Source organism: Pandoraea cepalis, from assembly GCF_902459625.1.
Lineage (GTDB): Bacteria > Pseudomonadota > Gammaproteobacteria > Burkholderiales > Burkholderiaceae > Pandoraea > Pandoraea cepalis.
The window spans coordinates 85,524-112,026 of sequence record NZ_CABPRY010000013.1 but is presented as its reverse complement, the minus strand read 5'-3'; the positions used below and the strand labels follow the sequence as shown (position 1 = coordinate 112,026).

The window sequence follows — 26,503 nt, the reverse complement described above, 5'->3', positions numbered from 1 at the left end:
AGCGGTCATGCGAAGTCGCTGCCGGGTCATTGGATTTTAGGACGGGGCGCGGTGCGATGCACCGAATGCCATCGACCTCAGCCGAAGGTGAACGCGTAGGCCGACACGCCCGGATCGAGAAACTCGATGCTGAACGTACGGTCGCGCACGTCGCCTGATTGGCGCACCAACTGGTACAGGCGCTGGGAGGCGACGGTGCCGGTACCATCGGCGCCCACGTCGGTGCCATGCGCGTCGCCCGGCGGCTTACCGTCGACCGTTACGCGAAAGCGCACCGGTTCGCCGCCGGCCTTCGGGCCGAGCACGAGATGCAGGTCACGCGCGTGGAAGCGATAGACGATACGCGCCCCGGCCTGCATGGCGGTGGCCTGCTCCGGCCCCACGCGCCAGTCGCCGGCCAGCGCCCATTGGTTGAGCGACGGCGTTGATGGCGCGCGGTAGTCGCTGACCTGATCGCGCACGGCCCCGCCGGGGGAGGCGAAGTTCTCCGCGCGCGTGTAGCCGACATAAGTCTCCGGCGATCGAACGTCGCCCATGTCGGCCGCTTGCTGGATACCACCGGCCTGCACGTCGGCAATGCCGCTCGCGACCTGCTTTGCACCGGCCTCGCGCAACAGCTGCTGGATCACGCGTTCCGACTCGGCGTAATTGCCTTCGCCGAAGTGGTGGTAGCGCACGCGGCCCTGGGCATCGACGAAATAGTGTGCCGGCCAGTATTGATTGTGAAAGCCGCGCCAGATGGCGAAGTCGTTGTCGATGGCCACCGGGTAGTCAACGCCCAGATCGTGTACGGCCTTTTTCACGTTGCCGATGTCGCGCTCGAACGCGAATTCGGGCGCGTGCACGCCGATGACGACAAGGCCCTGGTCGCGATACTTCTGCGCCCAGGCTTTGACGTAGGGCAACGTGCGCAGGCAGTTGATGCAGGAATAGGTCCAGAAGTCGATGAGCACGACCTTGCCACGAAGCGCCTGCGCCGTGAGCGGAGGCGAATTCAGCCATTGCACGGCGCCGTCCAGCGAGGGCAACTGGCCTTCGACCGGCAACGGCGCTGGGGCATCGGCGGTGGCGGGCACCATCGTGCCGCGCACGGGCATCATGGTCGGGCCAGCGGCGTGGCTATCGGTGCTGGCATCGGCCTGGGCGGCGGCGCGGCCTGCGCCAAGCCGGTCGACGAGCCGCTGCTCGATACCGCCCGTCGACGCCGTCGAGAGCTGCGCCAGCGCACCGGTGTCGAGACCGAGGGCGATGGCGGCGACGCCCGCGAGCATCAGCCCGCCGAGCCCGCGGCGAACCCATTCACCTGCGCCGAGAGAGCGTTTCATGGTGGCGAAGACGCGTCCGCCGACCAGGAGGGCCAGCCCAAGCGACGTGGCGGCGCCGGCCGCATAGGCGGCGAGCAGCAGCGTGGTGCCGACGCTGGCGCCTTGCAGCGCCGCGCCCGTGAGCACCAGCCCGAGAATCGGGCCGGCGCAGGGCGCCCAGAGCAGGCCGGTGGCGATACCAAGCAGGAACGACGCGCCGGGACGGGCCCCTGTGTTCGCATCGCCCGTGGTGGCGGTGCTCCCTTGCGCGGACTGCGACAGACGATCACCCAGCGACACGAGCGGATGCGTGAGCCGTTCGGCGAGTTTCGGGAAGAGGAGCGTCGCACCGAACAGGGCAACGAGCGCGAGCGCTAGCCAGCGGCCATACTGGTTCGCCTGCACGACCCAGCTTCCGCCAACGGCGGCGAGCGTTGCCACCAGCGCGAACATCAGCACCATGCCCGCAAGCATTGGCAACACGCTGCGCGAGAACGATTGGCCAGCCCGCGAGAAAACAAACGGCAGCACCGGCAGGATGCACGGACTAACGATTGTCAGAATCCCGCCGAGGTAGGCGAGGATGAGCAAAGTCATGAAGCGCTCCTTGAGCCGCACCCGTTGGCCGGGCGAAGCGGAGGTGGGTAACTTGACGACGGCTGACGCATGGCGCTCAGGCGGGTTGCGGCTGGAACGTCATCGCAAGGCCGTTCATGCAATAGCGCAGGCCGGTCGGCTTCGGACCGTCGTCGAACACATGGCCGAGGTGGCCGCCGCAACGTCGGCAATGGACTTCGGTGCGAACCATGCCGAAGGTCGAGTCGGTGTGCGTGCCCACGGCATGATCCAGCGGCATCCAGAAGCTGGGCCAACCCGTGTGACTGTCGAATTTCGTGCGCGACGAGAAAAGCGGCAGCGCACAGCCGGCGCAGGCGAACGTTCCGGCGCGGTGTTCGTCATTGAGCGGGCTGGAATAGGGACGCTCGGTGCCCGCCTGACGCAAGATCTCGTACTGGGCGGGCGTCAGACGCTTGCGCCATTCGGCATCGCTGTAGGCGACCTCGAAGTGCTCGGGATCCGTGGCGCGACGGGCATCGTCGGCGTGCGCGGGGCGCATGAGGCGCGGCACCAGCCCGGCGGCGACGGCGGCGGCTGCCGCAGTGGCGCTCAGCAGGAACGCGCGGCGCGACGGCGTCGGGGCAGCCTTCGCGGCGTGCGTGCGCGACGGTTTGCGCGGTGGGTTATCGGACAAACGCATGACATCCTCCGGTCAGTAGGGCGATCCGGCGCGGAGCTGGCCCGCCGCCGCGTGTTCAGGGGAGCGCGACGGCCGTGGTTCGGCTCAGCAGACACAGCAGGCGTTCGCGCCGGATCGATAATTGAAGGGTAGTGCGCCAGCGATGGCAAAGTCCTCACGTAAAATTAAACAATTCGTGATACCTCGCGGTGCGGGAACTGCGCACAATGGGGCCCTCAAGACCCACTTTTCCAGGAGCCTTTCCTGCGATGGAATCGCCGCGCCGTATTCTGCTCGTCGAAGACGACGTGCATATCGCCGACCTGCTCGCGCTGCATCTGCGCGACGAGCGGTTCGAGGTCGTGCATTGCGCCGACGGCGACGAAGGCCTTCGGCGATTGTCCGAGGGCGGGTGGGATGCGCTGGTCCTCGACCTGATGCTGCCCGGCGTCGACGGATTGGAAATCTGCCGTCGCGCGCGGGCGATGACCCGCTATACGCCGATTATCATCATCAGTGCGCGCGCGAGCGAAGTGCATCGTATTCTCGGGCTGGAATTGGGCGCCGACGACTATCTGGCCAAGCCGTTTTCAGTGCTGGAGCTGGTGGCGCGGGTCAAGGCGCTCATGCGGCGGGTCGATGCGCTGGCGCGCAACGCGCGCATGGACGCGGGCAGCCTGGCGATGGCGGGGTTGTTCATCGACCCGATTGCGCGGGAGGCATCGCTTGGCGGCAAGCGGCTCGATCTCACGCCGCGCGAATTCGATCTGCTGTACTTCTTCGCTCGCCAGCCCGGCAAGGTGTTCTCGCGCATGGACCTGCTCAATGCGGTCTGGGGCTATCAGCACGAGGGCTACGAGCACACCGTCAACACGCACATCAATCGCCTGCGTGCCAAGATCGAGGCCGATCCGGCGCAGCCCGCGCGTATCCTCACGGTCTGGGGACGCGGCTACAAGTTCGCCAATGACGGTGGGCCCGACGGCACGGGTGCCGAGGCAGGAGGCGCATGATGCGTCGCTGGAATCTCACCCTCACGCAGCGCCTGTCGCTGGTATTCGCGGGACTGCTGCTGGTGTGCTGCGGCACGTCGGCGTGGATGCAGGTGCGCGCCAATCGCATGCACGAAGCCGAAGTGATTCAGGGACTCTCGCGCGGACTGGCGGAGCATATCGCCGCGAATGCCCAGCTCATGGACGCGAACGGCATGAAGCCCGACGCCGTGAGGCGTCTGTTCGGGCAACTCATGGTGGTGAATCCGAGCGTCGAAGTGTATCTGCTCGACATGCAGGGGCGCATTACCGGTCACGCGGCGCCTGAAGGCCATCTGCGGCGCATGCAGGTCGATCTGGCCCCCGTGCATCGGCTGATCGATGGCGAGGCGTTGCCGATCTATGGCGACGATCCCCGTAACGCCGATGTCCGTAAGGTATTCAGTGCCGCACCGCTGCGGGTGGACGGTCGCGAGGTCGGCTACGTCTACGTCGTGCTGGTCGGCGAGGCGCACGACCGCTTCGCGGCGCGCGGCGCGACGAGCGCGGCGCTCGATACGGCGCTATGGTCGATCGGCCTGGTGGCGGCGCTGTGCCTGATTGCCGGTCTGACGGCGTTCGCGCTGATTACGCGTCCGTTGCGCCGATTGACGGATTCCGTGCGCGAGTTCGATATCGACGCGGCCCCGGTGCCGCTGCCTGCCGTCTCCGCGGATGAACTGGCGTCGCAGCAGGCGCGGCCGAACGACGAGATCGTGGTGCTCGAACGTGCCTTCCGCCAGATGGTCGAGCGGCTGGGCACGCAGTGGCGCACGCTCACGCGTCAGGATCAGGAGCGGCGCGAACTCATTGCCAACATCTCGCACGATCTGCGCACGCCGCTCTCCTCGCTGCACGGCTATCTCGAGACGCTTTCGCTCAAGGACGCCACGCTCACCCCCGCCGAGCGGCGGCGCTATCTGGGCATTGCGCTCGATCAGAGCCGCAAGGTCGGCGCGCTGGCGCGGTCGCTGTTCGAACTGGCTCGTCTGGAACATGGCTTCGTGCAGCCCGAGGCCGAGCCGTTCTCCGTGACGGATCTGATCCAGGACGTCTTTCAGAAATTCGAACTGAGTGCCGAGTCGCGCGGCGTCGCGTTGCGCGCGCAACTCGCGCCGCAAATTCCCGTTGCGCGGGCCGACCTCGGCCTGATCGAGCGCGTGTTCACGAACCTGCTCGACAACGCGCTGCGCTATACGCCGTCGGGTGGTGAGATCACGGTGGCGGTGGCGCCGGTGGGCGCCGACATCGAAGTGTTGGTGAGCGACACGGGTCCCGGCATTCCCGAGACCGCGCGCGAAGGCCTGTTCGAGCGGCCATTCACGGTCGGCGGCGCCCGCCGCGAGGGCGGGCTGGGTTTGCGCATCGTGCATCGCATTCTGCAACTGCACGGACGGCGCATCACGTTGGTCGACACGCCCGGGCAGGGGGCGACGTTCCGTTTTACTTTGCCGACGTGAGTTGGTTGGACGCCGGGGCTGCCGGCGCCGCGTCGAAGTAGGTCAGCTTGCGCACGAAGACATTGGCGAACGGGTCGACCTTCTCGCCATGCGCGGCGGGCGAGGTGATCACGACGCGCACGATATTGCCGTGCGCGTCGTACTTGTAGTGGTACTCCGACACATGGCGCTCGCCAGTGGCGGCGTCGGTGCGGGTCACGCGCGTGAGTTCGTGACGCGGTGAGTATTGCGCGACCTCGTTGTCCCACGCCAGCGCGAGCCATTGGCCGTCGATGAGCGCGGCGGCGCCGTTGTCGCGGACGATGCGCCCACCGTCCGGCGTGCGCTCCACGCTGGCGAACGTCCGGTAGGAGACCCGCTTCGGCGCTGGACGCACCTTGCCGTCGGCCGTGACGACCTGACGTGCTTCGTTGGGCGCCGACCATTGACGCGAGAGCGCGAAGCACTCGTCGTCGAACCGTCGCGCCTGCAGGCTGCCCGTACGGTGGTGATGCGCGCCGTTGGCGGCAGCGATGAGGCTACGGGTCCATTCCCACTGCCCGTTGTTCTCCTGGCGCACCTGCTCCTTCCATGTGGCGCGACGTCCGGGACCGCGCACGATCCAGGCGTCGGCGCTCTGCCACTCGACGGGGGCGCCATCGATGCTCTCCAACCGGCCGCTGGCGTCATACGAATAGTGGCCGCGGTCGGTGTTCGCGAGCAGGTGACCTTGTGCGTCGAAATCCATCACGAAGCGATTCCCGTTGTCGAGCGGCCCGACCTTGCCGGTGGCGCGATCGTAGCTGGCGATGAAGCGGGTTTCTTCGATCCGGCGAACGCCGGCGGGAATGCCGCCGAAGTTGCGCATCAAGTCGTCCTCCTCGCGCAGCGAGGTCTGCACGCACCACGGCAGCGCAGCGGCCTCCTTCGGCGCGTCGGCGGCGGGCGATGGACTCGAGGAAGCGGGGGGTACCGCGCTGGCGCTCGGCGGGGTCGCCGGCGTGGCCTGCGACCGGGGACCCGCGCAGCCGGCCAGCGCGGCCGCCAGTGCTGCCAGGACAAGCGCTGCCCGGACAGGGCGAGCGGAAGGGGCTGAACGGATGAGGCGGATGGATGAAACTGACATCATCGGAAGGGTTTGGCGAAGGTATTTTGTCCCGATTGTACCGGCTCCGGGCGACGCACCCGCCGGCATCGCTCGGAACAGTACCTGACGTCGTCCCACACCCGCGCCCATTTCTTGCGCCAGGCAAAGGGCCGGCCGCAAGCTTGACACACCTTGCTGGGCAGAAACGCCTTACCGTGCTGGGTCATTTGTCGGGATCGACGCGGTCATGAGACACCCAGACAAGCGACGCCGTATCGACCCCCAACGCTTGCGCACGCGCCACAATGCGCTCCAGCTCGCTCGCGCCGAGATGCTTCTGCCTCGCGAGAATCCAGCAGTAACCGGTATTCGGCCCCACCACCAGCGCCCAGCGATAGTCGGGGTCGATGGCGGCCACGTGGTAACCGCCGTAGAACGGCCCGAAGAACGATACCTTCAGCGATGCGACAGACGGCGACCCGGTAAACAGCGCCTTGCCGGTCACCGCTTGCCACCGACCGTTCGACGTATCGAAGCCTCGGTTGAGCACGCGAATACTGCCATCTGACTGCGGCGTGTAGGTGGCGGACACGTCCGTCATGCCGCGCTCGAACGCATGGTCGAGGCGAGCCAGTTCGTACCAGTGGCCCTGATAGCGACTTACATCGAAGGGCGACACGGGGGAGACCCCAGGCGGCGGACTCGTGCTGGCGCACCCGGAGAGCAGGAAGAACGCGAACGAGAACGAGAGCGCGCTCAGCAACCGCAGCGCGACGGATCTTTTGGCGGGAACAGCGTTTGTCATATCAGTCCCTGTGTGGGTGAAGGGGAAATCTGCGTTTGCGCCCGTCGTTCATCACGGACGCCGACATCGAATGTCGGTATCGTCGACCGTGATCGATGGCGCGAATTTTCAGGACTCGAGCACATCCCGTAGCTTGGCGAGGCCTCGACGAATCCAGCTTTTGGCAGTGCCCTCCGGTACACCCAGCGTTCGGGCAAGTTCCGTGTAGGTGAAACCGCCGAAGTAGGCGATCGTAATGGCCTGCCGCTGTTGCGCAGAGAGGGCGGTCATTGCCACCGAGAGTCGTTGCCTTTCGCGATCTTTTTCGGTCAGTTCCGGCGGCGGGGCGGTATCCGCGGCGATGGACGACATGAGGGTCTCGTCCAGCGGAATCGGTTGTCGTTTGCGTAGATAGCTGATGGCTCGGTTCCGGGCAATGGCCGACATCCACGCAAGCACGTCGCCGCGTTGCGCATCGAACACAATACGACGCTGCCACAACGCCATATAGACGTCCTGAAGAATATCCTCGGCTTCGGCGCGATGATGGATCACGCGGAGGATGACGCCGAACAGCACGGACGAGGTATGCCGGTAAAGCTGCGCGAACGCGTCCTCGTCGCCGAGCTGGGCAAGCGTCACCAGACCCGTCAGGTCGGCGCAATCGCCGAGGGAAGGACGAGCCGACACGCGGGCGGCACCCGCGCTGTCACCGGCCGCGCTCGAGCACGCACTCGCGGGCGCGTTCTTCGACACGCTACCCGCGACGCCCGCGCCCGTTGGACAAGCGTATTGACTGATGTCGATGGTTGTCATCGCGGCGTCTCCAGGGAGGATGCTGCGGGATCGATGCCGTTACTGCGAGCGGTCGGGCATCAATGCCAGAAACTCGCGGCGCAACGCGGGATCTTCGAGGAAACGTCCCCGCATGACGCTGCTTACCATGCGGGCCCCGTCGTCTTTGGTCCCTCGCCAATGCATGCAGAAGTGGTCCGCCTCCATCACGACGGCGAGTCCGTCGGGGGCGATTTTTTCTTCGAGCAAGTCGGCGATCTGCTTGACGGCTTCTTCCTGAATCTGCGGTCGTGCCATGACCCAATTGAGCAATCGGGCGTATTTGGACAGACCGGGCAGGTTCGAATTTGCCGCAGGCAAAACGCCAATCCACGCGCGACCCATGATCGGGCAGAGATGATGCGAGCACGCGCTGCGCACGCGAAGTGGCCCGATCAGCGTGAGTTCGTTGAGTTGCCCGATGTTTGGGAATTCCGTGACCGCGGGCGGCGGCTCGTAACGTCCCGAGAACACTTCCCGGACGAACATCTTCGCCACGCGCTTCGCGGTTTCACGCGTGTTGTGGTCGTTGTCGACGTCGATGACGAGCGCGCGAAGCGCGTTCTCGATATGCGTCGCGACTTCGCCCTGCAATGTCTCGACATCGCCTTCGCGCAGGTAGGGGGCGATATTGTCGTTGGCGTGAAACCGGACACCGGCGTTGCGCAAGCGCTGCCGGACGACTTGCGACAACGGGACGCCCTCTGCGGCGCCCTTCGTGATGGCCGGTTGCGAATCGATAATCGCGCCCATGAGGTTCTCCGGAAAAGAAATGCGCCGATGCGTCCCGACGTTCAGCGGTCTCCGGGCGTGGTCGCCGGAATGGGCCAGCCTTCATGCTCAGCCACGGCGGCGAGGGCCGCTTCGAACATGGCAACGGCCTTGTTGGCCGCGTCGCCGAGGTGTCGATGGAGCAGCGCGTCGGCCGGTGAACGCGACTCGCATTCATCGCTATAACGCTCGAACGCGGCAATCTGCAGCACCAGTTCGGCGAGATGCTTGGGACACTCGCAAGCGATGGTCGTCGAGCGGGAAACCGCGCTGATCAGTGTCTCGTTGTCGAACCGACGCGGCGTCCTGCGCCAGATCCGTTCCTGGCCTTCGTTGCTGGAATCGCTGCGGTGCCACGTCTGCAGGTACTCGGCGAGGAGGTCGTTCGCGTGCAGCAGGGCGTTGGGGGCGCGCTTGAGGTTGATGCCCTCCAATCGCGCGAGTTCTGCGGCCCGCGTCGTACCGAATGCGTACACGACGAGCAGGTCATCGCAGTGCAGTCGCTGCGCGGCTGAGACGATCGCCAGGACCACGTCTTCGTGAAGCGCCTCGACCCGAATGACGACGCGGTTCTCGGTGGACTCGTCGCCGTCAGAGGGAGGGATCTCCTGAACGGTTTCGAGCCGGACGGTATGGATACCCTTCGGCATCTCAAGCGTCACGCTTTCACCAAATCCCACGATGAAGAGGTTCGTGTCACGCATGGGGGCGGTCGTAAGCGTGCGGATGCTGTCTCCGCTCGCCAATTGTCTCAACTGATCGCTATCCAAGTGGGCAATTGAGCTGATGGCGTGCCCTCGGTTCACCAGTGCCTTGATCGTCTTCAGACGATGGACATCGACATCGGAATATAAGCGCTGACCCGAGGCGCTGGTCGGCGGCGACACCACGCCATACCGTTGCTCCCAGATACGCAATGTCGCCGCAGGCATGTCCACGAGCTTGGCTGCCTCGCCGCTTCGATACCGTCGAACTGTGTCCACCGTCTTCTCCCCCCTGAGGCCGTTGTCGTGCAAAAGCGACTCAATGAGCCGTAAATTAACTCAAATTACCTTGTGAGTCAATAATACAAACTCAATACACGGTATTTGCCATATATGAGTCTGAATATCGACTCACATCGTCTATCTGCTTAGCCTGCGGTCGAAACACGGCGTTGTCGCTACTACGCCGATGGATTGGCACGCAGCTAATTTGTGGTTTTCGATCGCTTGATTTTGGGTTCGGCGCGCCGATGCGTCCCGCGCCCGGCGCCTGATTTACGGACGGCCTCTTCGCCGGGCGTCGAGATTGGGGGCAAGCGTTCGGCGGTCTCACGAAACAGCGACCGCAGCCAGGCGATGGCCGGATCACGTTCTTGATACTTGTGCCACTGAAGGTTTTCGACGAAGGCCGGGATGCCGACAGGGCATTCCAGCACGCGAAGGGGGAAACGTTGCGCCATCTGATGCGCCAGCCGGGAGGGGAGCGTGGCGATGCGCGAGGTACCCACGAGCAACGCGGGCACCAGCGTGAAGGTCGGCGCGATCACCGTCTGGCGCCGTGTGCGCTTGCTCGTGGACAGTGAGCGGGCGTCGAAAGTAATGCGACGCCCGCCCCCCCATTCGACACCCACATGAGCGGCGTCGAAGTACTCGTCTTCCGTCAACCGGTCGCCCGCCAATTGGTACTCGGCGCACACGAGACACGAAAACGTATCGTCGAACAAAGGCTCCGCCGGATGGCCGGCAACCTTGGCGAACTCTGGTGCGATCAGCAGTTCTGCCTCGCCGTTCTCCAGATGCTCGGGCGTCTGCGGACTGATCGCGCGCAAATCGAACTGCATCAGGGGCGCCAGCGTTGTCGCGCGCTTGACCACTTCCGACAGGAACACACTGATCACGTAGTCGGACGCCTCTATCGTGAAGCGACGTGTCGATGTCGCAGGATCGAACGTGGGACGTGCGCGCGTGATCGTCTGGATTTGGAGCAGGACGTCCCTCACGGGTTTTGCCAACTCCTCGGCTAGTGGTGTGAGTACCTGCGTTTTTCCCACCGGCACGAGCAACTCGTCCTCGAAATACTCGCGCAGGCGGGACAGCGAGCAACTGGTCGCGGGCTGGCTCAAGAACAAACGCTCGGCGGCTTTGCCGACGCTGCGAGTGGATAGAAGGGCATCTAGCACCACGAGTTGGTTGAGATCGAGTTTATTGAATCGCATGACCTGTTTGATATTTACGGTATGGATGCACCGTATTTAAACAATAAATTATATAAATGTCATGCGATACCTATAATCGGCTCATCAGGCACCCATAGCCTGGAAACCAACAAGCATCACGGAGACATGAACCTATGCAGGCGTATCGTAAGGCGGGCTCGCGGCTTGCCCAGTGGGGGCTGGTCGCCACCTTGACGCTGATGACCATGCTGGCCCAGATCGACAAGAACATCCTGGTGCTCATGGTCGCGCCGATCCAGCGTGATTTCGGTGTGAGCGACGTGCAAATCAGCTTTTTGATTGGGGCGGCATTTGCTGTGGCCAATATCGTGGTGGGATTGCCGGCGGGCTGGCTGGCCGATCGATTCGACCGTCGTCTGATCATTGCCGCCGGGGTGTTGGTGTGGTCACTGGCAGTCGCGGCCAACGCTGCAGCGACCACCTTTGCCGTCCTGGTGGCCGCGCGCGTCATTGTGGGTGGGGCCGAGGCGTTGATTCCCCCGTCGTCGTATTCACTGATTCGCGACGGTGTGGACGAGGACCGGCGCGCGCGAGCGCTCTCCGTCTATACGATGGCGTTGATGCTTGGCACCGGACTGTCGCTGGTCCTTGGCGGTCCGTTGATGAGCGTGATTCAGTCGTCCGGCATGAACACCATCCCGTTCCTGGGAAATGTGACGGCCTGGCAGATGACGCTGTTCCTGATTGGGTTGGTCGGCGTGCCGATGAGCGTGATGATTTTCCTGAGCAAGGATCCGGGGCGTCAACGCGACGGCGCGACGAACCAGCCGCGGCGCACGCACCACCTCGCCACCTATCTCTGGGCGCATCGTGCCATCTTCGGACCGTTGTTCCTCTTTGTCGTGGCGAACGCCATCATCACGTTCGGCCTGGCGGCGTGGCTCCCAACGGTGATCGTTCGACGCTTTCATCTCGGCATGAGAGAGATTGGGCTGATTCAGGGGGCCGTGCTGCTGACCATGGGGCCGCTCGGGCTCTGGTTGGCGGGAATGGCGATGGAGCGCAGAGCGGCGGCGCTGACCAGCGTTGCACGGGTGGGCATGGTGACGAGTATTGCCGTTGCGTTACTCACGGTGGCGCTGGTGCTGACGGGAACGCTGCAGACGTTCTGGATCGTCGATGCACTGGTTGTTCTTTTCTCCTGGACCTTCATGTCCGTCACGTCGACGATCGTGGCGCGCGTCGTACCCACGCAGTCGATCGGCATCGTCATGGCGATCGTGCTCGTGTTGAATGGGTTGCTTGGTCAGGGCCTTTCGCCCACGCTCATCGCCCTCGTCGGGCGACTCCTGTTCGCCGGTAGTGCAGATGCCTTGCCCAATGCCATGGCAGTTGTATTCGCCGTGTCAGGGGGGATCGCACTGGTGGCGTCTGCAGCGCTGTACCGGAGTGTGTCGCGTACCGAAAGCGTCATATCGAACGTTGCGACGCAAGTGGGTGCGCCTTGATTCGCCGTTGATCGTGCTTAACATCGCACCCGCGTGCGACCGCGCATTGCGACATGCGTGAGGTGGGAAACAAAAAACAATAGCCAGGAGACGTTTCAATGAAGCTCGTAGAAGTAAAATTTATTAGTACTGCGATATTGTTATCGGCAAGCGCATCCATTCATGCTCAATCGAGCGTGACGCTCTCTGGGCTGCTTGGTATGGGTGTCTCGTACACCAGTAACGCCAGCCCAATCGGTAGTGGAGCACTGTGGCAAGCCACCAATACCCACGCCGTGCCGTTCTTTGCGATCTCGGGTAAGGAAGTGATCGACAGCGACACCTCCGCGGTATTCCGCTTGAGCCGCTACGCTTTTCTCAATAACGGAGCCGACGCGCCATTCGAGAGCTTCGTCGGGTTGAGTTCCGCGAGCAAAGGTACGTTGACCATGGGTTCGATGTACGACTTGCTGGCCGATCTGGTGCCCTTTACCTCCGAGCGGTTTACGTCACTTCTCGCGACGCATCCGGGAAATCTTGACAGAACGGTCGGCAACGCCCTGAACAACTCGTTCAAATACAAGTCACCCCTCTATGGCGGATTTCAGTTCGGTCTGATGTACGGGATCGGGCAGGCAGGCTCGACCACCAACACGGGCCGCGTCGTCGGTGCCGAAGTGGCTTACACGGCAGGGCCGTGGCAATCCGTTGCCGTTTGGGAGTCCGTCAATGGCGTTCCGTATGCGCCGGGGCTCAAATTGGGAGTGTCGCACCTGTACGGTCTGGATTTCACGAAGGCGCCTACGGCATCGGTATTCCAGAACCAGAACACCAGCACGGTGGGCGTCGCATACGTGAACGACGGCTGGCGCGTGATGGGTAACTACAGCTACACGCGCCTATCGGCTGCTGGCGCATCGGCCACGGCGCAATCGATTGATGTGGGCGCCTACAAGTACGTGACGCCGCAGACGCGAATTGGCGGTGGCTACTCGTACACAAAACTCGAGTCTTACAAGTGGAATCAGTTTCACGGGCATATCGACTATGCCCTTTCGAAACGCACCAGTCTTTATCTCCTCGGCGTGTTTCAGTTCGCTGGGTCAGGCCAGTTTGCCGTGCTTCGAAATCAACCGCCGGCTTCGGCATCGCACCAGGCGGTGCTTGAGGCCGGTGTCACGCACTTCTTTTAACCGGCAACGTGAACATGTCGGCCGGTTCAGTCTCGGGTTCTGATGGAGAAAATGCAATGCAGTGGGATGTGATTGTTGTCGGTGGTGGCCCGTCGGGTTTGACGATGGCTGCCGAGTTGGCCGGCGCCGGCGTAAAGACGCTTGTCCTTGAGCGACGCACCGAAGGCGTGCAGTCGCGCGCAGGCACGATTTTGCCACGGGTTCTGGAGCTGTTCGATACCCGAGGCGTCGCTGATCGACTGATCCGAAAGACGCGTGAAATTGCGGACTATCCGTATCGACCATCGCACATTTGGGCGGGATTCCATCCGATCGAATGGAAGTACCTCGATACGCGCTTCGGCTTCACGCTGGGTTTGCCCCAGAACAAGACCGAGGAAGTACTGTGGGAGTGGGCCGCTGAATCGGGAGCGGTGATCCGGCGAGGCGAGGAAGTCCGTGACGTCCGCGAGGTGAATGACGGCGTGGAGCTTGCGCTATCCGATTCCACCGGCAATCTCTCGACGCTGCGCGCCCGGTACGTTGTCGGCGCGGATGGCGGGCGCAGCGTCGTGCGTTCAAAGCTGGGTCTTCCGTTCGACGGGCATTCGGGGACGTTTCGCGGCATTGTTGTCGACGCTGAGCTTGAGGCGCCGTGGCCGGGGGGGCGTATCAATGTGGACAACGAGATGGGGTGGGTGCGCGGCTACGTATTCGGCGAAGGCATTACGCGATTCAATATCGTGCATCGTGATCGCCGGCACGCACCGAAGGACGAGCCGGTTACGCTCGATGAGGTGTTGCAGTGCATTCGTGACGTGCATGGCACCGATTACGGCATCAAGGGATACCGCTGGGCTTCGCGTTTCGATGACCAGATGCGCGCGGTGCCAACCCTTCGGCAGGGGCGTGTGTTTCTGGTAGGGGAATCCGCCCGTATTCACTATCCGGCCAGTGGCGTAGGCATGAACTTCTGCTTGCAGGACGCGTTCAACCTTGGCTGGAAGCTGGCCAACGTCATCAACGGCGTGGCGGACGCCGAGACCCTAGACACCTACGATGCGGAACGCCTTCCGGTCATGCGCCGGCTGCTCGAGAGCGTAAAGGCGCAGTGCGCGTTGCAATTCAACTTCGGCCCCGAGGCCGTCGCGCTCAAGCGGCGGATGCAGGAGCATCTGATCCCGCTGCCGGAGGTGCAACGCAAATTGGTGCTCGAACTCAATGGTCTGGAGACGGCCTATCCGTGCGATCCCGGCAGCCATCCGTTGACCGGGCAGCGGTGCCCAGATATCGACCTGGTCTTGCTTGATGGCCGGTCAGTGGCGATCACGCAGGCGTTGCGCGAGCGGAAATTCTTGCTGATCGATCTGGACGGCTTTGCACGTCAGTTCGAATCGATCGACGTTACCGGTCGGCCGGTGAGCGTGCTCAGGGCTCGTGTCGCACGCATTCCTGCGGTGCTCGAAGGTGTCAAGGGATTGCTGGTGCGTCCCGATGGCTATGTCGCGTGGGCAAGCGAGGCGTTGGCTCGCGAAGAAGACATCGACGTGCAACTTGGCAAATGGCTGAAGCGGTGACCCCATGAGCGAACATCGACGATTACTGACGGGCGGCTGGGTGCTGAGCATGGACCCGGCGATCGGCGATCTGCGCGTGGGTGACGTGCTGATCGAGGGCGAGCGCATTCTGGCGGTGGCGCCACGCATTGACGCAGCGGATGCCGAACGCGTCGACGCAAGCGGCATGATCGTCCTGCCGGGGTTTGTCGATACCCACCGCCATACCTGGCAGAGCTGCGTGCGGCATCGCTACGCGGATATCGATCCGCAAATTTACTTCGCCGAAATGCTGGGCGCGAAGGGGGCTGCGTTTCGCCCGGAAGACGTTCATGTTGCCACGATGCTTGGCGCAGTGTCCGCGCTTGACGGTGGCATCACCACGATGCTGGATTGGTCTCATGTCCAGAACAGCCCCGATCACGCGGATGCCGCGATCCTTGGGCTGCGCGAGGCCAACATTCGTGGCGTGTTTGCACATGGCTGGCCGCTAGTGGACGGTGCGTCGTGGATGTTCGACAGTCAGCGGGGGCATCCGGAAGATATTCGCCGGTTGCGAACGCGGTATTTTTCGTCGGACGATCAACTGCTCACGCTTGCCATGGCGGCACGGGGCCCAGAGATGACGCGGCGCGATGTCTGGCTGGAAGATCTGCGCCTTGCGCGCGACCTCGGAATTCGATCGAGCATTCACATGGGGGCGTATGCGCGAAACGCCTCAGTACGAGCGATCGCGCAGATGCATGACGCGGGCGTGTTGGGCGACGACTTGACGTTCGTGCACTGCTGTTTTTCCGGCGCCGACGAGATCGCGATGATGGCGGACGCCGGCGTAAGCGCTTCGCTCGGCGTGCACTGCGAGTTGAACGCACAAGGCATTGGCGATATCCCGTTTGATCGCTTGCTGGCGGTGGGCATCCGGCCTAGCTTGAGCGGCGATACCGAGACCAAATGCTCGGGCGATATGTTCACGCAGATGCGTCATGCCTTCGCGTACTACCGTTCGTGGATGGGCGGGCAACACTCGCGGGTCCAGAACGCACCCGCAACGCTCTCGATGCGCGAGGTGCTGGAGTTTGCCACGCTGGCGGGGGCGCGCGCCAACGGGCTGGATCACAAAGTCGGCTCTCTGACGCCTGGCAAACAGGCCGACATCATCATGATCCGTGGAGAGGACCTCAACCTCACCCCGGTGTCGGACGCCGTGGGCGCTGTCGTGCTTGCCGCGCATCCGGGCAATGTGGACTCGGTGTTCGTCGCCGGGCGCGCAGTGAAGCGACAGGGCCGAATGATCGGTGTCGACCTGAACGTTCTGCGACAGCGTGCTGTTGCGTCCCAGCAATACATTCTTGAATTGAAATGAGTGACGCTCAATTGCCTCAGCCGTTGGACCGCGAGCTGGCGGATCTCGTGTCAGCGATGCGTGCAGCGCAAACGCTTCCGCCGTTTTCCGGAACGCCGCAGCAAGCCCGTGAACGTATGCGCCGCGGCATTATGGCAGCGCGTGAACGCAATCCATTGCCGAAGGTCGGCGCGATGGAAGATGCGATCGCCGAGTCTGCGGGGGCGCATGTCCCAGTACGCGTCTACCGTCCCTTGGATCCGAGCGCGGTGATGCCTACGGTGGTGTTTTTCCATGGTGGCGGATTTGTTCTCGGCAGTGTCGAGCTGATGGATGACATCGCGCGCAAGCTCTGCCGCGACATGCGGGCGGTGGTGGTGTCGGTTGACTATCGACTGGCCCCGGAGCATCCGTTTCCCGCCGCACATCACGACGCGTTGACCGCGACGCGCTGGGCGGTCCGCCATGTCGCGGTACTTGGCGGGGATCCGTCGCGGGTCGTGCTGGCGGGGGAGAGTGCCGGCGCCAATCTGGCAACGTCGGCGGCACTGACGTTGCGCGATTGCGGCGTCGGTATCTCCGCGCAACTGCTCGTTGTGCCCGGCGTCGACATGGCTCGCGACGTCGCGCGCATAGAGGCGAAGGGCATCGACTTCCCGATGCTTTCGCCATCCGACCTGCGAGACATCTCGCGGCTTTATATGGGCTCGGCTTTGGCGCGTGCGCGGGAGTTCCCCCCGTCGCCGCTGCGCGCTGCCGATCTGCGCGGCATGCCTGCCGCGTTGATCGCAGTCGCTGGCCATGACCCGCTACGCGACGAAGGTATTGCCTACGCGCGGCGTCTTGAGGCGGCGGGTGTGCCGGTGCAACTCCTGTGCTTCGAAGACATGTTTCATCCGTTCTTTGGCTTCTTCGAAGCCTCACGTTCGGCGCGTCGCGCCAACGACACCATCTGCCGCGCTTTTTCAGCGTGGCTCGAACAACATGCGCTGCCCCGCGATCGGTGAGCGGGCGCGCCAACCCTAAAGTCTCTGGAGAACACCCATGCGTTATGTATCGTTCGTAAAAAATGGAAAGGCGACGTTGGGCGTTCGCGATGGCGACGCCATTCGCGTGCTCGGCGAGGACACCCTGGAATCGTTGTTGGCGAGCGGGGTCGATCTCGTCGCTCATGGCCGCGCGCACGCCGGGCAGGAAAAGGTGAGCGCCGAAGGTCTCGTGTACCTGCCGCCGCTTGCCCGTCCCCCCAAGCTCATCTGTGTCGGCCTCAACTATGCTGACCACACGGAGGAAAGCCCATACGAGCAACCGGATTACCCGACGATTTTTTTTCGCGTTGCAACCAGCCTGGTGGCGCATGAACAACCGTTGGTGCGCCCGGCAGTATCCGATAGCCTGGGCCTCGACTTCGAAGGCGAAATCGCGGCCGTGCTGGGCAAGGGCGGTCGCCACATCCGCAAGGAGGATGCGCTCGAATGCGTTGCGGGCTACGCGCTCTTCAACGACGGGTCGGTTCGGGAGTACCAGTTCAAGTCACCGCAATGGACGGTCGGGAAGAATTTCGACGGCACAGGTGCATTCGGTCCCGACCTCGTGACGGCCGACGAGTTGCCACCCGGCGCCAAGGGGCTGCTTCTGGAGACACGTCTGAATGGTGAGGTCGTGCAGTCCGCCAGTACCGACGACATGATCTTCGACGTCGCTCAACTGATCAGCATCGTCAGCCAGGCCATTACGCTCGAAGCGGGCGACGTGATCGTGACCGGTACGCCTTCAGGTATCGGCTGGGCACGCACACCGAAACTTCTGATGAAGCATGGCGACCTTTGTGAGGTCAGCGTGGCGGGCATCGGCGTGCTGCGCAATCCCGTCGTTGACGAGGCCATCCGCTAAGGTGTTTCATGAACGATCGACCAACGAGTTGTCGCCGATGATTTCCGAGGAGCGAGTCATGACCGAATTCTCATCGACGCATCCGCGGGCAGCGGTGCATTCCATCGACCATTTCGCGCTGAATGTCCCGTCGATCGACGAAGCCCATCGCTTCTTCGAGGCTTTCGGCCTGACGGTCAACCGCGCCGGACTGCAGGGCGACGAACTCGAGATCAGGGCGACTGACGGCCATCGTTGGGGACGCGTGCTCGCGGGGGAGCGAAAGGAGATGGCATACCTTAGCTTCAACTGCTACGAGGACGATCTCGCGGACCTGCGTGCCCAGACGGTCGCGGCGGGCGCGAGCGTTGTCGCTTCGATGGCGGGAGGGGGCGGTGCCGGTTTTGAGTTCCGAGATCCCGACGGTAATCTGATTCAAGTGCGGGTGGGGCCGAAAACCAGCCCGAATAGCAAGACGGCGAGCCAGGCTGTCGTTGTCCCGGCGGACGCCCGCGGCGCTTGTACTCGGGCGGAGGTGGTGCGGGTGAAGCCGCGACGGCTATCGCATGTGTTGCTGTTTTCGCCAGATGTCCTGGGAGCGGTCTCGTTCTACGAACGCGCGCTGGGTCTTCGTTTGTCCGATAAATCGCTGGATCTGATCGCGTTCACGCACGCGCCGCATGGCTGCGACCATCATTTGGTGGCGTTTGCCAAAAGTCGCGCGCGTGGCTGGCATCATTCGTCGTGGGATGTCGAAGGCGTCGATCTGGTTGGGGAGGGGGCTGCCCAGATGCTGGCCGCCGGCTACGCGAAGGGATGGGGGACCGGGCGGCATGTGTTGGGGTCGAATTACTTTCATTATGTCGAGGATCCATGGGGATCCTTTTGCGAGTACTCGGCCGACATTGATTTTGTTTCGGCCGGACGAGATTGGCCCGCCGGGGATTTCGCGCCGGAGGATTCGTTGTACCTATGGGGGCCGAACATCCCGGAGAATTTTATTCACAACACCGAGGCCCAGGACTGACGAGACCCATGCCGCCGCGGTCTTGGCGCAGCACATGCCGGCCCTGAACGGTCCCGGCGTGCGGCCGTAAGCCCAATACGTTGCTCACCGCTGCGCCAATGTATTGACGGCGCTCGACCTGACCCGGCCGAAAGGGCGGCAACGATGGGCAGCGATTCGGTGGCCCACTTTTGATTGTTAAGTAGTTGATTTTGAATGTTTTGTGCGCTGCATTGGGTGTGAAAGGTTCACTGCGACATGAGCCAGACTCATCGCGACATGAATCTCGACACCCGAAATTCACCTCCGGGAAAACCCCGCGTCTTGAAATCGTCAAACCCCGTCCCTATAATTAGCACTCGTTGGCGCAGAGTGCTAACGCCATGAATTCACCAGATATGCAAATGTTTGCATATTTAGGTTTTGTCGATCTCACAGAGAGAAAGAGGAGCTTGTAATGAACCTTCGTCCCTTGCATGACCGCGTGATTGTCAAGCGCCTGGACAACGAAACGAAGACCGCATCGGGCATCGTGATCCCTGAAGCCGCTGCTGAAAAGCCGGACCAGGGCGAGATCCTGGCCGTCGGCCCGGGCAAGAAAGACGATCAAGGTAAGTCGATCGCACTCGATGTGAAGGTGGGCGACCGCGTTCTGTTCGGCAAGTACGCCGGCCAAAGCGTGAAGGTCGATGGCCAGGAACTGCTGGTCATGCGCGAAGAAGACATCATGGCCGTCGTGGCCGCCTAAGACTGTCTCCCCCAGACATCTACGTAAAGTATTCAAGGAGTTAATGCAATGGCAGCTAAAGAAGTCGTTTTCGGCGATGCCGCTCGTGCCAAGATGGTCGAGGGCGTCAACATTCTCGCCAACGCCGTCAAGGTGACCCTGGGCCCTAAGGGCCGCAACGTCGTGCTCGAGCGCAGCTTCGGCGGCCCGACCGTGACCAAGGACGGTGTGTCGGTCGCCAAGGAAATCGAACTCAAGGACAAGCTCCAGAACATGGGCGCGCAAATGGTCAAGGAAGTGGCTTCCAAGACCAGCGACAACGCCGGTGACGGTACCACCACCGCCACGGTGCTGGCCCAGTCGATCGTGCGCGAAGGCATGAAGTACGTTGCCTCGGGCATGAACCCGATGGACCTGAAGCGCGGTATCGACAAGGCCGTTGCCGCCGCCATCGAAGAACTGCGCAAGATCAGCAAGCCCTGCACGACGAACAAGGAAATCGCTCAAGTCGGCTCGATCTCGGCCAACAGCGATACCTCGATCGGTGACTACATCGCCAAGGCGATGGACAAGGTCGGCAAGGAAGGCGTGATCACCGTCGAAGACGGCAAGTCGCTGCAAGACGAGCTGGACGTCGTCGAAGGTATGCAATTCGACCGCGGCTACCTCTCGCCGTACTTCATCAACACCCCGGAAAAGCAAGTCGCGATCCTGGAAAACCCGTTCGTCCTGCTGTTCGACAAGAAGGTGTCGAACATCCGTGACCTGCTGCCGGTGCTCGAGCAAGTCGCCAAGGCTGGCCGTCCGCTGCTGATCATCGCCGAAGACGTCGAGGGCGAAGCCCTGGCTACGCTGGTGGTCAACAACATCCGTGGCATCCTGAAGACCTGCGCCGTCAAGGCCCCGGGCTTCGGCGACCGCCGCAAGGCCATGCTGGAAGACATCGCCATCCTGACGGGTGGCCAGGTCATCGCCGAAGAAATCGGCCTGACGCTGGAAAAGGCCACGCTGCAAGAGCTGGGCCAAGCCAAGCGCATCGAAATCGGCAAGGAAAACACCATCATCATCGATGGTGCCGGCGAAGGCGTGAACATCGAAGCCCGCGTCAAGCAAATCCGTGCCCAGATCGAAGAAGCCACGAGCGACTACGACCGTGAAAAGCTGCAAGAGCGCGTGGCCAAGCTGGCCGGCGGTGTTGCCGTGATCAAGGTCGGCGCTGCGACCGAAGTCGAAATGAAGGAAAAGAAGGCACGCGTCGAAGACGCGCTGCACGCTACCCGCGCTGCCGTGGAAGAAGGCATCGTCCCGGGCGGTGGTGTTGCACTGCTGCGCGCTCGCGTGGCCGTGGCCGACATCAAGGGTGCCAACCCTGACCAGGACGCCGGTATCAAGATCGTGCTGCGCGCCATGGAAGAACCGCTGCGCCAGATCGTCGCCAACGGCGGCGAAGAAGCCAGCGTCGTTGTGGCCAACGTGATTGCCGGCAAGGGCAACTACGGCTACAACGCTTCGAGCGGCGAGTACGGCGACCTGGTGGAAATGGGCGTTGTGGATCCGACGAAGGTCACCCGCACCGCACTGCAAAACGCCGCTTCGGTGTCGGGCCTGCTGCTCACGACCGATTGCGCCGTTGCCGAACTGCCGAAGGAAGATGCTCCGATGGCTGGCGGCATGGGTGACATGGGGGGTATGGGCGGCATGGGCATGGGCATGTAAGTCTCGCAAGAGACGGCATGACGGGGTGCCGCAAGGCACCCCACCTGTCTGGTCGCCGGACTTCGCCACGGAATCTTCGATTCGGCGGCGCAAGTCCGCACCGGAAACGGCAACGACTTCTTCGGAATTCGTTGCCGTTTTTTTATGCCTGGGCGATCGGCACGTCGCCGTCGCCGCGCCGCAGACCGGGTACGGCAAGCGGAGTCGTGGCCGCAATCTCATCCTGCATCCACTGCCAGAAGGCGTGAATCGCGCGCTCGCGCGGATGGTTTTCCCGCCAGCTCACGTGATATTCGAGGCTCGGCGCAATGCGGACATCGCCAATCTGCACCAGCTCGCCGCACGCGAGCGCATCGCGAACGAGCAAGCTGCGTGTGGTGGCGACACCTTGTCCGGCCATGGCGGCACGCAGGAGCAACCCGGAGTCGTCGAAAATCGGCCCGCGCGTTGGCTCATGTGGCGCCAATCCGGCGGCGACCTGCCAATCGCGCCATGATCGATAGGCGAAGCGCAGCATCGGCAGTTTGTGCGTATCGGCCACCGTGAACCCGGGCACGCGCGCGATCAGATCGGGGTGGCACACGGCGATCACATAGTCATCGAGCAGCTTGCGCGTGACGAACCCGGTCGCTTCGACCCGTTGATGCCAGATGCCGACGTCGACCGAATACGGATCGGGCGCGGCAATATCCGCGTGAATTCGCACCACCAGATCGATATGGGGCTGCTGCTCGCTAAAGCGGCCCAGCCGAGGAATCAGCCATTGGGCCGCGAGATCGGTCATGACGCTGATTTCCAGACGAACGACGGCGGGCGACGCGCCCGACGCCGTGCCCGCTCGGGCTTCATTCATCGCCTCAATGAGTTCCGACATCCCAATGCGTACTCGCTCGGCCAGACGCGCCCCGACACTGGTCGGGATCATGCGAGCCCCCACGCGGCGAAACAGCGCCGTGCCGAGTTGCTGTTCTAGCGAGCGCATGTGATGACTCACGGCGCTGTGCGTCAAATTCAATTCGTCGGCCGCCCGCGTAAAGCTACGGTGGCGGGCCGCAGCTTCGAGTGCGCGCAGCGATTGGAGGGGCGGGAGGTGAGGAATCATGATGTCAAATTCTACTCACAATACGGGCGCAAAGGTTTCGTTGGCTTCACGCCGGCGTTCCACCGACAATCGATACCCGAGCAAATGACTAAGGTATAGCTTCATGTCGAAGGCACTTCGCATCTTCGTCCTGTTCGCCTGCGGATACTTCGTCTCCTATGTGTATCGCGGCGTAAATATTGGGTTTGCGCCATACATGACGCGCGATCTCGGCCTCTCGTCGACCGACCTCGGGTTGTTGACGAGCCTCTACTTTCTTGGCTTTGCCGGGGCGCAATTGCCGGCGGGCGTGCTGCTCGACAAGTTCGGCCCGCGCCGGGTGGCGTCGCTGGTGCTGTTGCTCGCAGCCGCGGGTGCCGCGCTGTTCGGGCTGGCGCAAGGCGTCGGCGCGTTGATGGCGGGACGCTTGCTGATCGGCGTCGGCGTGTCGGTGTGTCTGGGCAGCGCCTTCAAGGCATTGGCGCAATGGTTTCCGGTGGCACGTTTGCCGCTGCTCAACGGTCTGGTAATGGCCGTGGGGGGCATGGGCGGAGTCGTGGTGGGAACGCCGCTCAACTGGCTGCTCGGGCTGACCGACTGGCGCATTGTGTCGTTCGGACTGGCGGCGTTGACCGTTTTCATGTCGGTCGCGCTGTGGTTCGGCGCGCCCGAGAAGCCGGGTTCGCACGCGCAAGGCGGGTTGTCCGAGGCGCTCAAGGGCGTGCGTCAGGTGCTGGGGAGCGGAATGTTCTGGAAAGTGACTTCGCTCTCGGGGATCACGCAGGGCGTGTTCTACGCAATGCAATCGCTATGGATGGCGCCGTTCATGCGCGACGTTGAAGGGCTGTCGGCGTCGCAAGCTGCCTCGCTGGTGTCGGTCGTGGGGCTTGCGATGATGGCCGGCAGCGTCGTGTTCGGTGCGGCTGCGCGCTCGCTCGAACGCCGTGGCGTGAGCGTGTTTGCCTTTTCCGGTGCCGGGATGGTGCTGTTCGTCGTGGTGCAGTCGCTGTTGTTGATGCGTGCGCCGATTCCACCGGTCTGGCTTTGGGCCGCCTATGGCATCTTCGGCGGCACGGGCATCCTGTCTTATGCGGTGTTGGCGGAGCATTTCCACGGCACGTTGATCGGGCGCGTAAATACGTCGCTCACGCTCGTCATCTTCCTGTTGATCTTCTTGTGTCAGGTGGGCGTCGGGGCCGTGCTCGGCACTTACGCGGCGCACAGTGCGCAAGCGCATTTCTCCGCTTGGACGGGCCTGATCGCACTGCAAGCGCTGGGGGCAGTGTGGTATTTCTGGCCCCAACGTCAGGGCGCGAGCAAGGTCGCAGCCGCGTGAGGCGGTGTGGTGTGACTTGATGGGGCGGCCCGCATAGCGGGCACGCCGTCTTGAGCATCGGGGGTCGAGTGGCGCGTGGCGCGTCGCTGGCTTAGTCCTGCGCCACCCAATCGCCCGACTTCCCGCCGTGCTTCTCCAGCACGCGCACATCGGTGATCGTCATGCCGCGATCGACGGCCTTGCACATGTCGTAGATCGTCAGCAGGCCGACTTGAACCGCGGTGAGCGCTTCCATTTCCACCCCCGTACGGCCGATGGTTTCGACCTGCGCGCGGCAGTGTACGGCGTTCGCGCCGTCGTCCACCAGAAACTCGACCGTCACACGCGTAAGCGCGAGCGGATGACACAGCGGAATCAGATCGGCGGTGCGCTTGGCACCTTGGATGGCCGCAATGCGAGCGATGCCCAGTACGTCACCCTTCTTGGCCGTGCCGGTGCGAATCAGCGCCAGCGTTTCCGGCTTCATCTGAATGGTGCCGCGCGCCACGGCGATACGATGCGTGCTGTCCTTGCCGCCGACATCAACCATGTGGGCCTGACCGGCGGTGTCGAAATGGGTGAGTTCTGCCATGAGTCGATGCTGAAAAGAGGTTGCAAAAGTGCCGGCATCGGACACGCGAGCGCCTTTCGCGACCGAAAGTTTGGCGGTGTTTCGGATGTATTTTGACGGTATCGAAGACGTTCTGGCGATGCCGCGGAACGTCTACGTCTGGCTGCTATCATAGCAGCAGCCCCGTATGATCAGCGCCACGCGGCGCCCATTTCCATGACGCGTTCGTTACGTTCGTTGCGCGCTGCCCTCGGCATGTCCGACAGGATTCCCATGCGTCGCCCGCTCCCGTCGCCTTCTCCGTGGTGCCTGTCGGGCGCACGGTGCGCATGACCGCCATGTCGAAACCCTCTGCTCAGCCGATTCCGCGCGAGCGCAACGTCGTGCGCTGGCGGCGTGTGCTCGCGTTCGCCATGCTGCCGGTCATGACGGCGATGACGTTCGCGGCCGTCGTCGTGCCCACGCAGGCGGCCGCGCAGTCGCTCCCGTCGCTCGGCCAGAGTTCCGCCGCCGACTTGTCTCCCGCGATGGAGCACAAGCTGGGCGAGCGGGTGATGCGGGAGATTCGCGCCGATCCCGATTACCTGTCGGATTTGCTGCTCTCCGACTACGTCAATGCCTTGGGTGGCAAGCTCGTGGCGGCCACTCGCAAAGTGGGGCTCGACGCCAGCCAGAGTTTCGAATTCTTCGTGGTGCGCGATTCAAGCATCAACGCCTTCTCGCTGCCGGGGGGCTTCATCGGCATCAACACGGGACTGATCGTCGCCACTCGCACCGAGTCGGAACTCGCCTCGGTGATCGGCCATGAGACGGGGCACGTTCTGCAACATCACATCGCGCGCATGCTCGGGCAACAGGCCCAGAACTCGTGGATTGCCCTCGGCGGCATGCTGCTCGGTCTGCTCGCCGGCATTGGGGCGCGTAGCCCGGATCTCGGCATGGGGATCGCAATGGGCGGGCAAGGCCTTGCCGTCGACCGGCAACTGCGTTTTTCGCGCGATGCGGAACGCGAGGCCGATCGGGTCGGCTTCCAGTTGCTCCAGGCGGCGGGCTTCGACACGTACGCGATGCCGACCTTCTTCGAGCGTCTGCAACGGGCGGATTCGATCAACGAAGCCGGCGTACCGGAGTATGTCCGGACTCACCCGCTGACGACGGATCGCATCGCCGACATGCTCAATCGCTCGCGCACTGCCGCTTATCGTCAGCCTGTGCAGTCGCCCGAATATGCGTTTGTGCGGGCGCGCTCGCTCGTCTTGCAGCAGAAGTCCGCAAGCGATTACGCGGCGATCGCCGACGCGCAACGCACAGCGATCCGCACGCAGACCACATCGAATGTGGCGGCGGCGTGGTACGCGGTGGCGCTGGCCGAGTTCAAGCAGCGTCGCTGGGTGCCGGCGCGCGAGGCGCTGGAGAAGTCGCGTGCGGCCTTCGGCGGCACGGGGCCGGGCACGCCGAGTCTGGCGGTGCTGGCGTCGGATATCGCGCGCTTGTCGGGTCAGCCGGACGAAGCCTTGCGCGTCGCCGCGCAGGCGCGTGCCGCGTTCCCACTCTCGCAGGCCGCCGATATGGCTTATGCCGACGCCTTGGTCGCCAGTCAACGGATTCCCGACGCGACGAAGTTCCTGCAAGCGCAGGTCGAGCGCTACCGGAGCGAGCCCATCTGGTGGCGGGCGCTGGCAGGGGCATTGGCCGCGTCCGGCAAGCGGGCGCGTCAGCACGAAGCGTTGGCGGAACAATATGCGCTGCAAGGGCAGTGGATGGCGGCCGTCAGCCAGTTGAAGCTCGCGCGCGAGGCCGGCGATGCCAGCTTTTACGAGATGTCGGTCATCGACGCGCGTCTTCACGAGTTCCAGCGCCGCTACAAGGACGACAAGGAAGACGAGAAGGACTTCGGCAAACTGGCCGGATAAGCGGCACGTGCTGCAAAGCTGCGTACACTTTTTCGCGCGCGAATCGCGCCGTCGCGTTTAAGTTCTCGGAAAGCGCCTGGCATGTGGAATTGGCGAA

General features: G+C 63.3%; 24 protein-coding genes. 13 read left to right on the top strand and 11 right to left on the bottom strand.

Annotation, left to right across the window (positions count from 1 at the left end; all coding sequences use genetic code 11):
- Positions 1-77 precede the first annotated feature (77 nt).
- Positions 78-1,901, bottom strand: a complete 1,824-nt coding sequence (locus PCE31107_RS20740; RefSeq protein ID WP_150610509.1) for a cytochrome c biogenesis protein DipZ — start codon at positions 1,899-1,901, stop codon at positions 78-80.
- A gap of 76 nt (positions 1,902-1,977) precedes the next feature.
- The gene (gene msrB / locus PCE31107_RS20735; protein WP_370364011.1) at positions 1,978-2,421 is read right to left on the bottom strand and encodes a peptide-methionine (R)-S-oxide reductase MsrB; all 444 of its coding nucleotides are present in this window, start codon (positions 2,419-2,421) and stop codon (positions 1,978-1,980) included.
- Positions 2,422-2,810: 389 nt separating this feature from the next.
- Between msrB and PCE31107_RS20730 the strand changes: the two genes are divergently transcribed.
- Positions 2,811-3,554 (top strand): response regulator transcription factor, encoded by a 744-nt coding sequence (locus tag PCE31107_RS20730; protein WP_150610508.1) that lies wholly within the window; start codon positions 2,811-2,813, stop codon positions 3,552-3,554.
- Positions 3,551-5,032 (top strand): sensor histidine kinase, encoded by a 1,482-nt coding sequence (locus PCE31107_RS20725; protein WP_150610507.1) that lies wholly within the window; start codon positions 3,551-3,553, stop codon positions 5,030-5,032. Before PCE31107_RS20730 ends, PCE31107_RS20725 begins: the two co-directional genes overlap by 4 nt.
- Here the strand turns inward: PCE31107_RS20725 and PCE31107_RS20720 are convergent.
- The 7 genes from PCE31107_RS20720 to PCE31107_RS20690 form a co-directional block, all read right to left on the bottom strand.
- Complete coding sequence (locus PCE31107_RS20720) at positions 5,016-6,140, bottom strand: hypothetical protein (RefSeq protein WP_150610506.1); 1,125 nt, start codon at positions 6,138-6,140, stop codon at positions 5,016-5,018. The genes PCE31107_RS20725 and PCE31107_RS20720 overlap by 17 nt on opposite strands.
- On the bottom strand, positions 6,137-6,325 hold the full coding sequence (locus PCE31107_RS20715; protein ID WP_150610505.1) for a DUF2256 domain-containing protein: 189 nt from the start codon (positions 6,323-6,325) through the stop codon (positions 6,137-6,139). The genes PCE31107_RS20720 and PCE31107_RS20715 overlap by 4 nt, the downstream gene beginning before the upstream one ends.
- Positions 6,322-6,903 carry a lipocalin family protein gene (locus PCE31107_RS20710; RefSeq protein ID WP_150610504.1) on the bottom strand — a complete coding sequence of 194 codons (582 nt, stop codon included), beginning with the start codon at positions 6,901-6,903 and terminating at the stop codon, positions 6,322-6,324. The genes PCE31107_RS20715 and PCE31107_RS20710 overlap by 4 nt, the downstream gene beginning before the upstream one ends.
- Before the next feature lie 108 nt (positions 6,904-7,011).
- Positions 7,012-7,698: a sigma-70 family RNA polymerase sigma factor gene (locus PCE31107_RS20705; protein WP_150610503.1), complete on the bottom strand. Its 687-nt coding sequence runs from the start codon at positions 7,696-7,698 to the stop codon at positions 7,012-7,014.
- Positions 7,699-7,737: 39 nt separating this feature from the next.
- Positions 7,738-8,469, bottom strand: a complete 732-nt coding sequence (gene folE, locus PCE31107_RS20700) for a GTP cyclohydrolase I (RefSeq protein ID WP_130026698.1) — start codon at positions 8,467-8,469, stop codon at positions 7,738-7,740.
- Positions 8,470-8,510: 41 nt separating this feature from the next.
- On the bottom strand, positions 8,511-9,503 hold the full coding sequence (locus tag PCE31107_RS20695) for a MerR family transcriptional regulator (protein WP_150610502.1): 993 nt from the start codon (positions 9,501-9,503) through the stop codon (positions 8,511-8,513).
- 173 nt (positions 9,504-9,676) lie between these two features.
- Positions 9,677-10,687 carry a LysR family transcriptional regulator gene (locus PCE31107_RS20690; RefSeq protein WP_150610501.1) on the bottom strand — a complete coding sequence of 337 codons (1,011 nt, stop codon included), beginning with the start codon at positions 10,685-10,687 and terminating at the stop codon, positions 9,677-9,679.
- A 134-nt stretch (positions 10,688-10,821) separates the two neighbouring features.
- Between PCE31107_RS20690 and PCE31107_RS20685 the strand changes: the two genes are divergently transcribed.
- The 9 genes from PCE31107_RS20685 to groL all read left to right on the top strand — a co-directional run bounded on the left by PCE31107_RS20685 (position 10,822) and on the right by groL (position 21,526).
- Positions 10,822-12,156 carry an MFS transporter gene (locus PCE31107_RS20685; RefSeq protein WP_150610500.1) on the top strand — a complete coding sequence of 445 codons (1,335 nt, stop codon included), beginning with the start codon at positions 10,822-10,824 and terminating at the stop codon, positions 12,154-12,156.
- 98 nt (positions 12,157-12,254) lie between these two features.
- Entirely contained in the window at positions 12,255-13,328 is a 1,074-nt protein-coding gene (locus PCE31107_RS20680; RefSeq protein ID WP_150610499.1) for a porin, read from the top strand.
- A 56-nt stretch (positions 13,329-13,384) separates the two neighbouring features.
- Positions 13,385-14,884 carry an FAD-dependent monooxygenase gene (locus PCE31107_RS20675; protein ID WP_150610498.1) on the top strand — a complete coding sequence of 500 codons (1,500 nt, stop codon included), beginning with the start codon at positions 13,385-13,387 and terminating at the stop codon, positions 14,882-14,884.
- A gap of 4 nt (positions 14,885-14,888) precedes the next feature.
- Entirely contained in the window at positions 14,889-16,226 is a 1,338-nt protein-coding gene (locus tag PCE31107_RS20670; protein ID WP_130026693.1) for an amidohydrolase family protein, read from the top strand.
- Positions 16,223-17,212 (top strand): alpha/beta hydrolase, encoded by a 990-nt coding sequence (locus PCE31107_RS20665; RefSeq protein ID WP_246181913.1) that lies wholly within the window; start codon positions 16,223-16,225, stop codon positions 17,210-17,212. Before PCE31107_RS20670 ends, PCE31107_RS20665 begins: the two co-directional genes overlap by 4 nt.
- Before the next feature lie 37 nt (positions 17,213-17,249).
- A complete protein-coding gene (locus tag PCE31107_RS20660; RefSeq protein ID WP_150610497.1) occupies positions 17,250-18,098 on the top strand; it encodes a fumarylacetoacetate hydrolase family protein in 849 nt (282 codons plus the stop codon).
- 58 nt (positions 18,099-18,156) lie between these two features.
- Positions 18,157-19,104 carry a VOC family protein gene (locus PCE31107_RS20655; RefSeq protein ID WP_150610496.1) on the top strand — a complete coding sequence of 316 codons (948 nt, stop codon included), beginning with the start codon at positions 18,157-18,159 and terminating at the stop codon, positions 19,102-19,104.
- 436 nt (positions 19,105-19,540) lie between these two features.
- Positions 19,541-19,831: a co-chaperone GroES gene (groES, locus tag PCE31107_RS20650; RefSeq protein ID WP_017231613.1), complete on the top strand. Its 291-nt coding sequence runs from the start codon at positions 19,541-19,543 to the stop codon at positions 19,829-19,831.
- A 48-nt stretch (positions 19,832-19,879) separates the two neighbouring features.
- Positions 19,880-21,526: a chaperonin GroEL gene (gene groL / locus PCE31107_RS20645; protein ID WP_130026692.1), complete on the top strand. Its 1,647-nt coding sequence runs from the start codon at positions 19,880-19,882 to the stop codon at positions 21,524-21,526.
- A 142-nt stretch (positions 21,527-21,668) separates the two neighbouring features.
- Here groL and PCE31107_RS20640 read toward each other — a convergent pair whose 3' ends face one another.
- A complete protein-coding gene (locus PCE31107_RS20640; RefSeq protein WP_130026691.1) occupies positions 21,669-22,628 on the bottom strand; it encodes a LysR substrate-binding domain-containing protein in 960 nt (319 codons plus the stop codon).
- Between the two features lie 103 nt (positions 22,629-22,731).
- Between PCE31107_RS20640 and PCE31107_RS20635 the strand changes: the two genes are divergently transcribed.
- The gene (locus PCE31107_RS20635) at positions 22,732-23,943 is read left to right on the top strand and encodes an MFS transporter (RefSeq protein WP_150610495.1); all 1,212 of its coding nucleotides are present in this window, start codon (positions 22,732-22,734) and stop codon (positions 23,941-23,943) included.
- 91 nt (positions 23,944-24,034) lie between these two features.
- Here PCE31107_RS20635 and moaC read toward each other — a convergent pair whose 3' ends face one another.
- Positions 24,035-24,514, bottom strand: a complete 480-nt coding sequence (moaC, locus tag PCE31107_RS20630) for a cyclic pyranopterin monophosphate synthase MoaC (RefSeq protein WP_130026690.1) — start codon at positions 24,512-24,514, stop codon at positions 24,035-24,037.
- A 317-nt stretch (positions 24,515-24,831) separates the two neighbouring features.
- Here moaC and PCE31107_RS20625 point away from each other — a divergent pair, with 317 nt between their 5' ends.
- Positions 24,832-26,406, top strand: coding sequence for a M48 family metalloprotease (locus PCE31107_RS20625; RefSeq protein WP_246181912.1), 1,575 nt, complete (start codon positions 24,832-24,834; stop codon positions 26,404-26,406).
- The last annotated feature ends 97 nt before the right edge of the window (positions 26,407-26,503 follow it).

Coding starts and splice junctions, on each gene's coding strand:
- PCE31107_RS20740 (WP_150610509.1), bottom strand. CDS start 1,901: ATGACTTTGCTCATCCTCGCCTACCTCGGCGGGATTCTGACAATCGTT.
- msrB (WP_370364011.1), bottom strand. CDS start 2,421: ATGCGCCCCGCGCACGCCGACGATGCCCGTCGCGCCACGGATCCCGAG.
- PCE31107_RS20730 (WP_150610508.1), top strand. CDS start 2,811: ATGGAATCGCCGCGCCGTATTCTGCTCGTCGAAGACGACGTGCATATC.
- PCE31107_RS20725 (WP_150610507.1), top strand. CDS start 3,551: ATGATGCGTCGCTGGAATCTCACCCTCACGCAGCGCCTGTCGCTGGTA.
- PCE31107_RS20720 (WP_150610506.1), bottom strand. CDS start 6,140: ATGATGTCAGTTTCATCCATCCGCCTCATCCGTTCAGCCCCTTCCGCT.
- PCE31107_RS20715 (WP_150610505.1), bottom strand. CDS start 6,325: ATGACCCAGCACGGTAAGGCGTTTCTGCCCAGCAAGGTGTGTCAAGCT.
- PCE31107_RS20710 (WP_150610504.1), bottom strand. CDS start 6,903: ATGACAAACGCTGTTCCCGCCAAAAGATCCGTCGCGCTGCGGTTGCTG.
- PCE31107_RS20705 (WP_150610503.1), bottom strand. CDS start 7,698: ATGACAACCATCGACATCAGTCAATACGCTTGTCCAACGGGCGCGGGC.
- folE (WP_130026698.1), bottom strand. CDS start 8,469: ATGGGCGCGATTATCGATTCGCAACCGGCCATCACGAAGGGCGCCGCA.
- PCE31107_RS20690 (WP_150610501.1), bottom strand. CDS start 10,687: ATGCGATTCAATAAACTCGATCTCAACCAACTCGTGGTGCTAGATGCC.
- PCE31107_RS20685 (WP_150610500.1), top strand. CDS start 10,822: ATGCAGGCGTATCGTAAGGCGGGCTCGCGGCTTGCCCAGTGGGGGCTG.
- PCE31107_RS20680 (WP_150610499.1), top strand. CDS start 12,255: ATGAAGCTCGTAGAAGTAAAATTTATTAGTACTGCGATATTGTTATCG.
- PCE31107_RS20675 (WP_150610498.1), top strand. CDS start 13,385: ATGCAGTGGGATGTGATTGTTGTCGGTGGTGGCCCGTCGGGTTTGACG.
- PCE31107_RS20670 (WP_130026693.1), top strand. CDS start 14,889: ATGAGCGAACATCGACGATTACTGACGGGCGGCTGGGTGCTGAGCATG.
- PCE31107_RS20665 (WP_246181913.1), top strand. CDS start 16,223: ATGAGTGACGCTCAATTGCCTCAGCCGTTGGACCGCGAGCTGGCGGAT.
- PCE31107_RS20660 (WP_150610497.1), top strand. CDS start 17,250: ATGCGTTATGTATCGTTCGTAAAAAATGGAAAGGCGACGTTGGGCGTT.
- PCE31107_RS20655 (WP_150610496.1), top strand. CDS start 18,157: ATGACCGAATTCTCATCGACGCATCCGCGGGCAGCGGTGCATTCCATC.
- groES (WP_017231613.1), top strand. CDS start 19,541: ATGAACCTTCGTCCCTTGCATGACCGCGTGATTGTCAAGCGCCTGGAC.
- groL (WP_130026692.1), top strand. CDS start 19,880: ATGGCAGCTAAAGAAGTCGTTTTCGGCGATGCCGCTCGTGCCAAGATG.
- PCE31107_RS20640 (WP_130026691.1), bottom strand. CDS start 22,628: ATGATTCCTCACCTCCCGCCCCTCCAATCGCTGCGCGCACTCGAAGCT.
- PCE31107_RS20635 (WP_150610495.1), top strand. CDS start 22,732: ATGTCGAAGGCACTTCGCATCTTCGTCCTGTTCGCCTGCGGATACTTC.
- moaC (WP_130026690.1), bottom strand. CDS start 24,514: ATGGCAGAACTCACCCATTTCGACACCGCCGGTCAGGCCCACATGGTT.
- PCE31107_RS20625 (WP_246181912.1), top strand. CDS start 24,832: ATGTCGAAACCCTCTGCTCAGCCGATTCCGCGCGAGCGCAACGTCGTG.